General features: G+C 72.9%; 14 protein-coding genes. 8 read left to right on the top strand and 6 right to left on the bottom strand.

The annotated features are described in order from the left end of the window. Positions 1–4 precede the first annotated feature (4 nt). Complete coding sequence (locus FVP77_RS16675) at positions 5–742, bottom strand: helix-turn-helix domain-containing protein (protein ID WP_187266766.1); 738 nt, start codon at positions 740–742, stop codon at positions 5–7. After that, the gene (locus FVP77_RS01165; protein WP_147892874.1) at positions 739–2,184 is read right to left on the bottom strand and encodes an APC family permease; all 1,446 of its coding nucleotides are present in this window, start codon (positions 2,182–2,184) and stop codon (positions 739–741) included. The genes FVP77_RS16675 and FVP77_RS01165 overlap by 4 nt, the downstream gene beginning before the upstream one ends. 229 nt (positions 2,185–2,413) lie before the next feature. Between FVP77_RS01165 and FVP77_RS01170 the strand changes: the two genes are divergently transcribed. The 8 genes from FVP77_RS01170 to FVP77_RS01205 all read left to right on the top strand — a co-directional run bounded on the left by FVP77_RS01170 (position 2,414) and on the right by FVP77_RS01205 (position 10,868). Continuing rightward, the gene (locus FVP77_RS01170) at positions 2,414–3,241 is read left to right on the top strand and encodes a hypothetical protein (RefSeq protein ID WP_147892875.1); all 828 of its coding nucleotides are present in this window, start codon (positions 2,414–2,416) and stop codon (positions 3,239–3,241) included. Between the two features lie 38 nt (positions 3,242–3,279). Next, complete coding sequence (locus FVP77_RS01175) at positions 3,280–5,142, top strand: copper amine oxidase (protein WP_187266767.1); 1,863 nt, start codon at positions 3,280–3,282, stop codon at positions 5,140–5,142. A 78-nt stretch (positions 5,143–5,220) separates the two neighbouring features. Then, the gene (locus tag FVP77_RS01180; protein ID WP_147892877.1) at positions 5,221–5,898 is read left to right on the top strand and encodes a DUF305 domain-containing protein; all 678 of its coding nucleotides are present in this window, start codon (positions 5,221–5,223) and stop codon (positions 5,896–5,898) included. Beyond that, positions 5,895–6,410: a signal peptidase I gene (gene lepB / locus FVP77_RS01185; RefSeq protein ID WP_147892878.1), complete on the top strand. Its 516-nt coding sequence runs from the start codon at positions 5,895–5,897 to the stop codon at positions 6,408–6,410. Before FVP77_RS01180 ends, lepB begins: the two co-directional genes overlap by 4 nt. A gap of 29 nt (positions 6,411–6,439) precedes the next feature. Next, positions 6,440–8,326, top strand: a complete 1,887-nt coding sequence (locus FVP77_RS01190) for a helicase HerA-like domain-containing protein (protein ID WP_147892879.1) — start codon at positions 6,440–6,442, stop codon at positions 8,324–8,326. Between the two features lie 67 nt (positions 8,327–8,393). Further along, positions 8,394–9,947, top strand: coding sequence for an SDR family oxidoreductase (locus tag FVP77_RS01195; RefSeq protein WP_147892880.1), 1,554 nt, complete (start codon positions 8,394–8,396; stop codon positions 9,945–9,947). A gap of 10 nt (positions 9,948–9,957) precedes the next feature. Further along, the gene (locus FVP77_RS01200) at positions 9,958–10,443 is read left to right on the top strand and encodes a MogA/MoaB family molybdenum cofactor biosynthesis protein (RefSeq protein ID WP_147892881.1); all 486 of its coding nucleotides are present in this window, start codon (positions 9,958–9,960) and stop codon (positions 10,441–10,443) included. Then, complete coding sequence (locus tag FVP77_RS01205) at positions 10,440–10,868, top strand: molybdenum cofactor biosynthesis protein MoaE (protein WP_147892882.1); 429 nt, start codon at positions 10,440–10,442, stop codon at positions 10,866–10,868. The genes FVP77_RS01200 and FVP77_RS01205 overlap by 4 nt, the downstream gene beginning before the upstream one ends. 14 nt (positions 10,869–10,882) lie before the next feature. Here FVP77_RS01205 and FVP77_RS01210 read toward each other — a convergent pair whose 3' ends face one another. From FVP77_RS01210 to FVP77_RS01225, 4 genes are read right to left on the bottom strand one after another with little or no spacing between them, the layout of a single operon-like run. Next, positions 10,883–11,119, bottom strand: a complete 237-nt coding sequence (locus FVP77_RS01210; RefSeq protein ID WP_147892883.1) for a MoaD/ThiS family protein — start codon at positions 11,117–11,119, stop codon at positions 10,883–10,885. Beyond that, the gene (gene moaC, locus FVP77_RS01215; RefSeq protein ID WP_147892884.1) at positions 11,116–11,586 is read right to left on the bottom strand and encodes a cyclic pyranopterin monophosphate synthase MoaC; all 471 of its coding nucleotides are present in this window, start codon (positions 11,584–11,586) and stop codon (positions 11,116–11,118) included. The genes FVP77_RS01210 and moaC overlap by 4 nt, the downstream gene beginning before the upstream one ends. After that, positions 11,583–12,842 carry a molybdopterin molybdotransferase MoeA gene (locus FVP77_RS01220; protein WP_147892885.1) on the bottom strand — a complete coding sequence of 420 codons (1,260 nt, stop codon included), beginning with the start codon at positions 12,840–12,842 and terminating at the stop codon, positions 11,583–11,585. Before FVP77_RS01220 ends, moaC begins: the two co-directional genes overlap by 4 nt. Then, positions 12,839–13,618 carry a HesA/MoeB/ThiF family protein gene (locus FVP77_RS01225; RefSeq protein ID WP_147892886.1) on the bottom strand — a complete coding sequence of 260 codons (780 nt, stop codon included), beginning with the start codon at positions 13,616–13,618 and terminating at the stop codon, positions 12,839–12,841. The genes FVP77_RS01220 and FVP77_RS01225 overlap by 4 nt, the downstream gene beginning before the upstream one ends. Between the last annotated feature and the right edge of the window lie 9 nt (positions 13,619–13,627).

The following is a 13,627-nucleotide window of genomic DNA, read 5'->3' on the forward strand; positions in this document are numbered from 1 at the left end:
TCCGTCAGCCGAGCGCGTCCGCGCCGGCGAGCTCGGACGCCGCCTCGCGGAGCACCGACAGGTGCCGAGCGGCGACCGAGATGCCCGCGAGGGTCGTGGCGAGCGCCACCGCGCCGAGCGGCTGGTCGCCGGCGCCCTTCACCGGCACCGCGAGGCACCCGGTTCCCGACGACAGGAGCCCGGCCTGCTCGGCGTACCCGCGGGCGGCCACCGCAGCGGTGATGGCCGCGAGGTCGTCGGCGTCGGCGTGCACGCGCCACCGGGTGGCCGACGGCGAGCGAGGGGGACGCCCGGCGAGCCAGAGATGGCCGGCGGCGGAGCGCGTGGGGTCGGACAGGAGCAGCGCACGATCGGTGAGCGGCCGACGAGGATCCTCGTCGATCACCGACATCCCCGTGTCGTGGAACGCGAGCAGGTGCACGGCCTCGCCCAGACTCGCCCGTGCACGGGCGAGGATCTGCTGTCGTGGTGAGATCTTCCGCGCATCGACGATCGCCGCCAGCTCGATGACGCGCGCACCGAGCATGAACCCGGTGAAGTCGGGACGGCGGACGAGGTACTCGTCCTGGACGAGCGCGTTCAGCGTGCGGTAGACGGTCGCCCGGGGGGCGCCCACGAGGCGGGCGATATCGGCTGCGCTCGCGCCGGAGGGGTGGCGAGCGATCTGTTCGAGGAGCTCCAGGGCGAGGCCGACGCCGCCGCCCGACACGCGCGGCGTGCGAGGGAGCTCCGTCGCGCTCACGCGTCGCGCCCGGAGGAGCTCGCGATCGTGTCGCTCGCGACCGCCCAGTCGTGCATCCCCACCCTCTCGGCCAGGCCTGGCCGTCGCAGCAGGCGCACGCCGCCTGCCACGACGAGAGCGCCGAGCACGCCCAGCGCGGTCGCCAGGCCCGGGAGGGCGGCGGCGTCGGTGCCGAGGATGTAGGCGACGAGGATCGTGCTCAGGGCGAGGAGGGGAGCCAGGGCCAGCACCGCCGACCGCAGGGTCAGCTCGCCGATGCGGGCGAGGAAGACGGGAGCGGCGAGGCAGACCAGACCGTAGGCGATGAGGAACCCGACGGTCGATCCGGCGGTGGTGAACAGGCGCAGATCGCCCCGGGTCCCCCCGAGGGCGAGGACGCCGATCGGCACGACGGTGACGACCGCGGTGAGGATCAGGGCGCCCGCGGCCGGCACGCCCTTCGCGGTCGTGCGACCGAAGGCGCGCGGGATGATCCCCTCCCGGCTCAGCGCGAAGGCGACCCGGGTCGCGGCGTTCGTCATCGCCAACGCGCACGCGAGGAACGACACCCCCACGATGAGGTCGGCGAAACCGGCGAGGCCATCGGCTCCCGCGATGCTGCTGGCGCGCGGGTCTTCGGCGACCAGCGACAGCTGCGCGGCGGTGCCCACGAGCATCACGGCCGCGGCCGCGCCGACGCTGAGCAGGACGCCACGGGGCACGGCGGCGAAAGGGCGTCGCGTCTCGGGTCCGAGCCCGGCGCCGCTCTCGAAGCCGACGAAACCGATGAGGGCGAAGGTCACCCCCGCGGTGATCGCCTGGAGGGAGAAGTGCTCGGGGCGCGGTACGAGGAGGCTCAGGTCCCACCCCGTCACGCTCAGGGCGGCGATCGACAGCCCGATGACGGTCACGACGGCGACGGTCTCCAGCACCAGGAGGATGCGGGTCGACACCCGCAGCCCGAGGGCCAGCACGGCCGCGATCACGGTGCCCGCCGCGGCCACGACGGCGATCCTGCTCCACGTGGGGGCGGAGTCCGCGCCGCTGATCAGCCCGGCGATGCGCTCGGATCCGGAGAACAGGGTGCTCAACGCCACCGAGAGGTAGCCGATCGCCAGTGCGCTGCCTCCGACCAGCCCCCAGGCCGGCCCGAGCCCGCGTGCCGTGTACGTGTACAGCGAGCCGGTGCTGGAGACGCGGCGCCCGAAGACGCCGATGACCCCGCCGATGGCCAGCACGATCGCGATGGTCAGCACGATGTCGAGGAAGGCGAACGAGCCGCTTCGCGCGTACAGGGCCGACGGGTGCACAAGGAGGACGCCGGCCGGGGCGATCGCCGCGACGGACTGGGCGACGACGTCGATGGTGCGCGCGTGGCGACGACGGAGCCCTCCGAACGGCGACGTCGTGCCGAGGTCGGTGCGCGGTCGCGCCGACCGGATCGCGTCTGCGAGTGCACTCATGGCGACCCCCTTCGACTCGCGAACGTATCGCGGGTGCTTTTCGTGCAGGAACGCGGGGTGTTTCCGGCTCGTGACACGGGGTGGGAACAGTCGGGGTGCGACGGGCCCGCGCGTCTCAGCCGCGTTCTCAGAGGTGTTCGACGGCACACATCGTCGGGAAACGGCGCGCGGTCAGACTCGCCGACGACGCCGCTTGCGTCCTCGTCCCGCATCCGTCGAAAGGACCTCCGTGACAGAGTCACCGCTTCCCCCTGGGGGAGACCCGCCCCAGCCGCTCCGGCGCCGGTTCCTCACACCGCGCTCGCTCGGCATCGCCTCGGCGGTGTCCGCGGGGGCGGCCGCCGTCGCGCTCGTCTTCGCCACGCAGATGGCCGTGCAGGCCACGGCACCCGAGCCGGGGCCGTCGTCGACCCCCATCGCCGCCGACAGCACCGACGAGAACGCGCCGGAGAAGGCCGAGACCGTGGCCCCGCCGGCGGTCGTGGCCGCCGCCTACGACCAGTTGAGCGGCGCGGAGGTCGAGTACGTCCGCCACCTCGGGGCGCAGGCGCCGGAGTTCGCAGCCGGCGTCGACGTCTTCGGCGAGCCCGGTCTGCAGTTCCTCTCCACCGACGTCGCCGACCCGCAGGCGTACACGGACGGTCAACGCCGGCTGCTGTCGCTCTACTACGACTACGGCACCGACGAGACCGTCAGCATGATCGTCAACGCATCGACGGGCGCGGTCGAGTCCGTCGACCGTGCGAGCGGATCGCAGCCGGCCCCCACCGACGCCGAGACGGAGCTCGCCTGGCGTCTGCTTCTCGAGTCGGATGCCGCATCCGCCCTCTCCGAGCAGTTCGCCACCCTCACGGCGGGGTCGAGTCTCACCCCCGGATCGGCAGAGGTGGAGCTCACCGCCCACTCGTTCGTCTCGGACGCCGCGGCGTTCGGCGCCGAGAGCTGCGGCGCGCAGCGCTGCGTGCAACTGCTGGCTCAGGTGGACGGCGGCTCGTTCCTCACGACCAGCACCTACGTCGTCAACCTGTCCACTCGAACGATCCTGACCGTCGCATGACCGCCCACCGGCCCATCCACAGGGAGAAGAAGAAACCGATGATCACACGTGCACTCAGCACGGTCACCAGCGCGGCCTTGCTCGCGGGAGGACTGCTGTTCCTCGCGCCCGCCGCCGCGTCGGCCCAGACCGTCACCGAGGCCTCCTGCTCGGGGGACTCCCTCGTCTCGGAGGAGCTCGCCTCCGGCTCGTCGTGGCAGATGTGCTGGCGCATCGACACCTACCGGGGGCTCGTCCTCGACAAGGTCGCCTACCAGCCCCGAGACGACGAGGCCCCGATGCTCGTCCTCGACTCCATCGCCCTGGCTCAGCTCAACGTGCCGTACGACTCCGGTGTCACCGAGTACAACGACGTCACCACCTACCAAGTGGGCGGACGCCGCCTCCAGGCGATCACCGCCGTCGACTGCCCGGTCGGCGAGGTGCGTACCTCGTGGGTGGACGCCAATCGCGGTGAGATCCCCGCGCTGTGCGTCGGCGAGGAGGACTCGGGAATCGCGTACCGCTCGAACATCACCAACGACGCCCTGTACGCCGCCCAGGGCACCGATCTCGTGCTGCACACGGTCTCGCGCATCGGCTGGTACGAGTACCAGACCGAGTACCGCTTCCACGACGACGGCGAGATCTCGGTGAACCTCGGCGCCACCGGCGACCTGTCGCCGAACGACTACGTCAACGTGGTCAACCAGGGGTGGCCTCTCGCCCCCGGCCAGGAGGACTTCGCGGTCAACCACTACCACTCCGCGTTCTGGCGCGTGGACTTCGGCATCGACAGCGGCGAGAGCCTCGCCGTCGAGAAGTTCGCGACCACTCCGACGGGCGAGTACGGCACGACCGGCGACACCGGGCGCACCGCGATCCTGAACACGGAGATCACGCCCGTCACGAACGAGACCAAGACCCTCGGGGCGAATCGCGAGGCCTACCGCGTGGTCAACCCCGAGAGCCTCAACGCGGACGGGCACGCCCGGTCGTACGAGATCATCGTTCCGCGCGATCAGGCGTACAACCTCAACCCCGAGACCGACTACGACATCGCGTTCACCAACGCGAAGTCCGACGAGGTGCACGCGAGCTACAACCTGATCCCGAGCAAGTCGGGCCAGATGGTCACCGACTACATTGCCGACGGCGAGACCCTCGACGACCCGGTCGCCTGGGTGAACGTGGGCTTCCACCACATCAACCGCGACGAGGACCAGAGCCCGATGCCGATCCACTGGCAGGGCTTCACTCTCTACCCGCGCGACTTCGCAGCTCAGGCCCCGAACATCCCCGAGGGGCGCAAATGGGTGAACGGCGACATGCGCGGCGTTCCGAACCCCAACATCACGCCCACCCCGACCGCGACGCCGACCCCGACGGCGAGCCCGACCACCGGTCCGACGACGGAGCCCACCACGGCGCCGACGACAGGCCCGACCACGGCGCCGACGACGGGCCCGACGCCCGGGGAGTCCGGAACCCCGACCACCGCGCCGACGGTCGGATCGATCGTCTTCGGAGCTCCGCAGGTCGCACCCGGTGGGCGTCAGACCGCGACGGCCTCGGGGTTCGCCCCGGGTGAGACGGTGAGCGCGGTGCTCCACTCCGAGCCGGTCGACGTCGGCACGTACGTCGCCGACGACTCGGGAACCGTGACGGCCTCGTTCACGGTGCCGTCGGGCACCTCGACGGGCGAGCACCGTCTCGTCCTGACCGGGCAGACCTCGTCGGCGTCGGCGGAGGGCACCTTCACGGTCACCGCGGCCGCGACGGCGTCGATCCTGGGGTCGCTCGCCGACACCGGTTCCGACGCGAACAAGTGGGCGCTCTCGGGGCTTCTCCTCCTCCTCGCCGGTGCGGGGCTGGCGGCGATGTCGCTCCGCCTGCGTCGCTCGACCCACCAGGTCGTGTGACGGTCGCGGGTGGTCCGGACGTGCTCCGGGCCACCCGCCTCCGCTCCGCCCAAGACAGCCCGCACAGAGAGCAGACCCATGACACGCAGCAGGATGGCCGTCGTCGGCGTCACGGTGGCCTCGCTCACCGCCGCCGCCATCGTCGCGGTGAGCGTGCTCGGAATGGCCCCGCCGCTCGAGGGCGCGACCGTCGCGGCCGCGCGCGCGGCGGTCGTGGAGTTCCCCACGGAGGTCGACTACTGCTACGTGGAGGGCATGCGACCCCATCACGAGCAGGCGCTCGAGATGAGCGAGCTGGTGCTCGCCGCCGACGGGGTGAGCGACCGGGTGCGCGCGCTCGCCGAGTTCATCGTCGTCGATCAGACACGCGAGATCGAGCAGATGTCGGCGTGGCGGAAGGCATGGGCCGACGCCCTGGCCGAGTCGTCGGGCGACAGCCCCGCGGCGCACGCGCACGACGCGCCCGCCGAGACGTCACCCGACGACGTGGCGACGGGGTGCGGTCACTCCTCCCACAGCGAGATGGCGGGGATGGCGACCCCCGACCAGCTCGCGGCCCTCGGCGCCGCATCGGGGAGCGACGCGGAGCGTCTGTTCCTCCAGCTCATGATCGTTCATCACGAGGGCGCACTCGTCATGGCCGAGAAGGCCGTGAAGGAGGGGAGGAACGCGTTCATCCGCTCGTCGGGGAAGCATGTGATCGTCGAGCAGAAACGAGAGATCGACGCCATGACGGCGCTTCTGGCGGAGTCGTGACCCCGGTCGCCGTGCGCCGCGTGCGCGCCGGCATCGCGGTCTCGGTGCCGCTGGTCGTCGCCGGTCTCGTGGTGGCGTCGTTCGGATCCGCCCGGGTGGTCAACGACTCCATGACCCCCACGCTCGCGGCGGGCTCCGTCGTGGTCTACGACCGGCTCCTGCCTCCGGCGCGAGGGGACATCGTGCTCTTCGCCGACCCGGGCGGGTGGGCCGATGAGCCCGGCGCGGTGCTCGTGAAGAGGGTGATCGGGATCGCCGGCGACACCGTCGCGTGCTGCGAGGCGGGCACCGGGAACCTGGTCGTGAACGGGCAGCCCCTCGCCGAGACCTACATCGACGCCGCCCGCCCGGGCGGCAGCATCCGCTTCGCCGTCACCGTGTCGCCCGACGGACTCTGGGTCATGGGCGACAACCGCTCGGTGTCGCGCGACTCGCGCTCCGCGCTCGGCGACGACGATCACGGCACCGTGCCGGCCTCGGCCGTTCGCGGGGTCGTGCGCGGCGCTCTCTGACGCGCCTCTCGCGGGGCTACGCTGACCGCATGAGCGACCCGACGGCGGAGGCGGAACTGGCGCGACTGCGGGCGGAGGCGGAGCTCGCGGAGGCACGGTTGCAGGCGGCGCAGGCGCGCGCCGCGCTCGCCGCGGCGGAGGCGGCGCACGCGGTCTCGGCGCCGACACCGGATGCAGCGCCGATCCCCGACGCGGCACCCGCACCGGATGCGGCGCCGACACCGGATGCAGGGACCTCGGGGCCGTCCGCTCCCGCCGCCCCGTCGTCCGGACCGCTGAGCGTCGACGAGGTCGCCGCGCTCACCGATGCCTATGCGTTCGCCGGTCCCGCGCTCGATCTCGGTGCGCTCGTCAACGGCGAGGCGGTCGCGTCGGCGCAGGTGCGCATCCCGCTGGCCATGACGAACCGTCACGGTCTCGTCGCGGGGGCGACCGGCACCGGCAAGACCCGCACGCTGCAGCTGCTCGCCGAGCAGCTCTCGGCGCACGGGGTCGCGGTGTTCGCCGCCGACATCAAGGGCGACCTGTCGGGCGTGGCGACGCCGGGCGAGCCGAACGAGAAGCTCCTCGCTCGCACCGCCGCGATCGGGCAGGACTGGACCGCCGCGGCTTCGCCGACGGAGTACTTCGCCCTCGGCGGGTCGACGGCCGGGTCGGGTGCGAGCCGGGGTGTGCCCATCCGCGCGACCGTGTCGGGCTTCGGGCCGCTGCTCCTGGCGAAGGTGCTCGGACTCAACGCGACGCAGGAGTCGAGCCTCGGTCTGGTCTTCCACTACGCCGACCGCGAGGGACTCGCGCTCGTCGATCTGTCGGACCTCCGCGCGGTGCTGAGCTTTCTCACGAGCGACGAAGGCAAGGCCGAGCTCAAGGAGCTGGGCGGACTCTCGGCGGCGACGGCGGGCGTGATCCTGCGCGAACTCATCACCTTCGCCGACGCCGGGGCCGACGTCTTCTTCGGCGAGCCGGAGTTCGACGTCTCCGATCTCCTGCGCACCGCGCCGGACGGACGCGGAATCATCAGCCTGCTCGAGGTGCCGGGGGTGGCCGATCAGCCGACGCTGTTCTCGACGTTCCTCATGTACCTCCTCGCCGAGCTCTTCGAGGTGCTGCCCGAGGTCGGCGACCTCGACAAGCCGAAGCTCGTCTTCTTCTTCGACGAGGCGCATCTGCTCTTCCGCGACGCCTCGAAGGACTTCATCGCCGCGATCACCCAGACCGTGCGGCTGATCCGCTCCAAGGGCGTCGGCGTGTTCTTCGTCACCCAGACGCCGAAGGACGTGCCGGGCGACGTGCTCGCGCAGCTGGGCTCGCGCGTGCAGCACGCGCTCCGCGCCTTCACGCCCGACGACGCCCGGGCGCTGCGCTCATCGGTCCGCACCTACCCCACGTCGGGCTACGACCTCGAACGGGTGCTGCAGGAGCTCGGAACCGGCGAGGCGATCGTCACGGTCATGGGCGAGAAGGGGGCACCGACCCCCGTCGCCTGGACGCGGCTGCGCGCGCCGCGCGGACTCATGTCGCCGACACCCGCGGCCGCCATCGACGCGGCGGTCGCCGCATCCGTCCTGCTGCCGGCCTACGGCACCTCGATCGATCGGGAGTCGGCCCGAGAGATCCTCACCGCGCGCATGAACGCCGCGCACGAGGCCTTCGCCGCCGAGGAGGCAGCGAAGGAGAAGGCCAAGCTCGACGCGGAGTACGCGAAGCAGCAGGCGGCGATCGACAAGGCCCGCGCGGCGGCCGACAGGAAGGCGCAGCAGGAGTACGACCGGTTGCTGCGGCGGACGGCGGGGTCGACCCGCACGACGTCGCGCCGGGCGCCCAAGACACCGATGGAGCAGATCCTCGGCTCGAAATCGGCCGACACCCTGCTCACGGGGGTCATCCGCGGGCTGTTCGGCACCGGCCGGCGGTAGCGGCTCCCTCGCGCCGAACTCGTCAAGCCCCCGACCGGGAGCGGATGCTGCGGCGTAACGTCCAGGTATGAGCGAGCTGACCGCGCCCACCGGGCGCGAACCCGAACTGCGAGCCGAACCCCGAGACGACGGGACGCCGCCGCGTGCGCTCGTGATCGGCGCCACCGGATACCTGGGCGGGCGCCTGGTGCCCCGCCTGCTCGAGGCGGGCTACACCGTGCGCGTGCTCGCTCGGCATGCGCCGCGCGTGGCCGCGTTCGAGTGGGGCTCGCGTGTCGAGGTCGTCGAAGGCGATGCCGGGGAGACCGAGGCGGTGGCCCGTGCGGTCGCCGACGTCGACGTGCTCTACTACCTGGTCCACTCGATGGCGGCCGGCAAGGACTTCGAGAACACCGACCGCATCGCCGCTCAGACCGTCGCCGATGCGGCGGCGGCAGCATCCGTCGCGCGCATCGTGTACCTCGGCGGACTCCACCCCGACGACGCGCCTCTGTCGGCGCACCTGCGCTCGCGCGTCGAGGTGGGCGAGATCCTGCTCGCCAGTGGCGTGCCGACGCTCGTGCTGCAGGCCGGCGTCGTCATCGGCTCGGGGTCGGCGTCGTTCGAGATGGTGCGTCACCTCACCGACGTGCTGCCCTACATGCCCGCCCCGAAGTGGGTGCGCAACCACATTCAGCCGATCGCGGTGCGCGACGTGCTGCACTACCTCCTGGGTGCCGCCCGGGTCGACGCGACCGTCAACCGCGCCGTCGACATCGGCGGGCCCGACGTGCTGCGCTACGGCCAGATGATGAACGGCTACGCGGTCGAGGCGGGGCTTCACCAGCGCGCGATCGCGGCGCTTCCCGTGCTGACACCGCGGCTGGCCTCGCACTGGGTGAACCTCGTCACGCCGATCCCGAGGGCGACCGCGAGGCCGCTCGTGGAGTCCCTTCAGAACGAGTGCGTCATGAAGGACCACGACGTCGACGCGCTCATCCCGCCGCCCGCCGGGGGACTCACGCCGTACCGCCGAGCGGTCGCGCTCGCGCTCGGGCGCGTGCAGGACGACACGATCGAGACGAGTTGGCAGGACGCGGAGGTCTCGGGAGTGCCGAGCGACCCGCTTCCCAGCGACCCCGAGTGGGCGGGGCGGATGGTGTTCGTCGACGCCCGATCGGTGACGACATCGGCATCGCCCGAGCAGGTCTGGGCCGTGATCGCGGGGATCGGCGGGGCCAACGGCTGGTACTCCTCGAGGCTGCTGTGGTCGATCCGCGGCCTCATGGACCGGGTCGTCGGCGGTGTCGGGCTCGCGCGCGGGCGCCGCAGCCGCGCGGTGCTCACGGCCGGCGACGCGCTGGACTTCTGGCGCGTGGAGGCGATCGAGCCGGGGCACCTCCTGCGCCTGCGCGCCGAGATGAAGGTGCCGGGCCTGGCGTGGCTCGAGATGCGCGTGAGCCCCGACGGCGACGGCGCCCGCTACGAGCAGCGCGCGGTGTTCTTCCCGAAGGGCCTCGCCGGACGCCTCTACTGGCTCGGGGTGCTGCCCTTCCACGGGCTGATCTTCCCCGGGATGGCGGCGCGCATCACCGCCGCCGCGGTGGCGTCGGCCCCGCAGCCCGAGCCCGTCGCGTCATAGGGTGAGCAGCATGCAATGCACCGCCGCCGTGATCACCGTGTCCGACCGATCCGCGGCGGGGGAGCGCGACGACGCCAGCGGACCGGTCGCCGTCGACGCCCTCCGCGCGGCGGGCTTCGCCTGCGACGATGCGGCGATCGTCGCCGACGGCGCGGACAGCGTCGAGGCGGGCCTGCGCGCCGCGCTCGCGGCCGGAGCACGTCTGATCGTCACCACCGGCGGCACCGGCGTCGGGCCGCGCGACCTCACCCCCGAGGGCACGCGCCGGGTCGTGACGCGGGAACTCGCCGGGATCGCCGAGGAACTGCGTCGGCGCAGCACGGCCGAGAAGCCCGCGGGAATGCTCTCGCGCGGCGTCGCCGGTGTCGTCGACGGATCGGGGGCGCTCGTGGTGAACCTTCCGGGCTCGCCCCGCGCCGTGGCCTCCGGCATCCCGGTCATCGTGTCGATCGCGGGGCACGTCATCGACCAGCTCGGCGGATCGGATCACTCGTGAGCGCCGTGCGCCTGGCCGCCCTCTCGGAAGAACCCCTCGACCTCGATGCGCACCTCGCGGCCGTCGACGATGCGACCGCGGGGGCGGTGACGACGTTCATCGGCCGCGTGCGCGATCACGACCCCGATGCCTCGACCGAGGTCGTCGCGCTGGAGTACTCCGCTCACCCCGACGCCGAGGCGACCCTGCACGGCATCGCCGAGCGCGCCGCGGCAGGCACCGACGCGATCGTCGCGGTCAGCCACCGCACCGGCAGGCTCGGCGTGGGCGACGCGGCCGTCGTCATCGCGGTGGCCTCGGGGCACCGCGCCGAGGCGTTCGAGGTGTGCCGCGCGGTGATCGAGGCCATCAAGCTCGAGCTGCCGGTCTGGAAGCGCCAGGTGGAGGCCGACGGCACCACGGCGTGGAAGGGCCTCGGGGGGTAGCCCGCTCGCCGGGCTCAGCCGCCGGCGAACGGCGGCAGCACGTCGACGAGCGTCGCGTCGACGAGCGTCGCGTCGGTGTCGGTGCGCACGCCGTCGACGAGCACCGCGCACCGCGGCAGGATCTCGCCGAGGTCGGGGTGCTCTCCCACGATCGCCGCGCGGAGGGCGGCGAGGGATGCCTCGAAGCGCTCCTCCTCGTCGACGCCCGCGCGCTCGGCGGCCGCGGCGAAGTAACGCACGCGGACGCTCATTCGGGGCGCGTCCAGTCTCCCGAGCGACCGCCGGCCTTCGCCGTGATGCGCACGTTCTCGATGACGGTGGCGCGGTCCATGCCCTTGATCATGTCGACGATCGCGAGGGCCGCGACCGAGACCGCGGTCAGCGCCTCCATCTCGATGCCGGTCCGGTCGGCGGTGCCGACGGTGGCCTCGATCTCGACGCCGTCGTCGGTGACGACGAGATCGACGGATGCCGCGTGCACCCCGATGACGTGGGCGAGGGGCAGGAGGGCGGGAGTCGACTTGGCGGCCTGGATGCCCGCGATGCGGGCCACGGCGAGCACGTCCCCCTTCGGAGCGGATCCGTCGCGGAGCGCGGCGATCACCTCGGGGGAGCAGCGGACGAATCCCCGCGCGGTGGCCGACCGGACGGTCGGCTGCTTCGCGGTGACGTCGACCATGCGGGCGTGGCCGGCGTCGTCGAGGTGGGTGAAGCTCATCCCACCAGTATGACGTCGAGCGGATCGCCCTCGGCGACCTCGGCGACCTCGGCCGGCACGATCGCGAACGCCTGGGCGTGCGCGAGACCCCCCGCCAGATGCGATCCGGAGCCCCCGGCGGTGGCCGGGCGCACGGTGCCCGCGGCGAGGTCGACGACGGCCGGGAGATACTGCCGCCGCGCCGGCGGCGTGCGCCAGCTCTCCGCCGCCCGCAGCCGCACCGAGGGACGGGTGATGTCGGCGCGTCCCTGCAGGTGCAGGAGCGCGGGACGGACGAAGACCTCGAACGACACCGCGACGCTGACGGGGTTGCCGGGCAGGCCGAAGACGAGGGTGCCGCTCGGGAGCGTGCCGAAGGCCTGCGGCTTGCCCGGCTGCATCGCGACCGCGGCGAACTCGATGCCGCCCCGCCCCGCGTCCTCTCCCGCGAAGGCTCCGCGCACGGGCTCGTAGGCGCCGGCACTCACCCCGCCGGTGAACACGATGACATCGGCGCCCGCTGCCTCGGCCTCGCGCGTGACCCGGGTCACCTCGGCCGGATCGTCGCCCACCCGGTGGAGCCCGACGAGCTCGGCGTCGGCCCCGACGAGGAGGGCGGCCAGGAGCGGACCGTTGGAGTCGGGGATGCTGCCGCGTCGCCCGCCCGCGCCGGGGGCGGTCAGTTCGCTGCCCGTCGAGACGACGACGACGCGCGGTGATCGCGAGACACGCACCTCGCCGACGCCGGCGGCGACGGCGGCCGCGATCTGGAAGGCTCCCAGCCGCACTCCCGGGGCCATGACCTCGTCGCCGGTGCGGAGATCGCCGCCGCGGCGTCGGACGAAGAGCCCGGCTTCCCGGGGTGCGCGCTCGATCACCACGTCGTCGAGCCCCGCGGGGAGGCCCCCCGCCGTGTCCTCGAACGGCACGATGACGTCCGCGTCGCCGGGGACCGGCGAGCCCGTCATGATCCGCGCGGCTTCGCCGGGGGCGAGAGAGGGGTCGAGGGACGTGCCGGCGGGGAGGTCGGCGACCACCCGCAGCGTCACCGGCGCGTCGGCCGCCGCATCCGCCACGTCGTCGAAGCGCACGGCGAACCCGTCCATCGCGGAGTTGTCGAAGAGGGGGATGTCGCCCGCGGCGATGACGGGGTCGGCGAGCGTGCGTCCGAACGCCGAGGTGACGGGGAGCACCTCGACCGGAAGGGGACGGACGGCGGCGAGGATGCGGCCCAGCTGCTCCTCGACGCTGCGCAGTCCCGGGCGTGCGCCGCTCACGCCGGCACCGCCGATGCGCGCGCAAGGAGAGGCACTTCTCTCTGGCGTCCTCGGAGCGCGTCGATCACGACGACGCGGCCGAGGAGCGGGTCGCCCGCCCCGGTGATCAGTTTCACGGCCTCGGTGGCGAGGATGCCGCCGATCTGGAGGCAGAGCGACCCCAGCACCCCGACCTGCTCGCACGTGGGCGGCTCGCCCGTGCTGTCGGCCGGGTAGAGGTCGTGCAGCGAGATCGGCGAGACGCCGGCTGGTGGTCGCGACCAGAACACGGTCGCCTGACCGGCGAACTCCTGTACCGCGCCCCAGACGACGGGGATGCCGAGGGCGTCCGCCCCGGAGGCGACCGCCTCGCGCGTGCCGAAGGTGTCGCTCCCGTCGACGACGAGGTGCGCGCCCTCCATCAGGCGCACGGCGTTGTCGGCGTCGAGCCGCTCGGCGCGGGGGATCACGCGGGTCGTCGGTGAGAGGTCGGCCGCGGCGCGGACGGCGGAGTCGACCTTCGGTCGGTCGAGATCGCCCAGCCGGTGCAGCACCTGGCGCTGCAGGTTCGAGCCGTCGACCACGTCGTCGTCGATCACGACGATCTCGCCGACGCCCGCTGCGGCCAGGGCGAGGATCACGGGCGACCCGAGCCCACCGGCGCCGATCACCGCGACACGGGCGGCGGCGAGGCGGCGCTGGCCCTCGTTGCCGATACCCGCGAGCACCGCGTGACGGGCCGTGCGGATGAGTTCGGTGGGGGCGAGGGCGTCGATCGGCTCGACCAGCGGTTGCATGCCCTCAGG

This window comes from Microbacterium hatanonis (assembly GCF_008017415.1).
Lineage (GTDB): Bacteria > Actinomycetota > Actinomycetes > Actinomycetales > Microbacteriaceae > Microbacterium > Microbacterium hatanonis.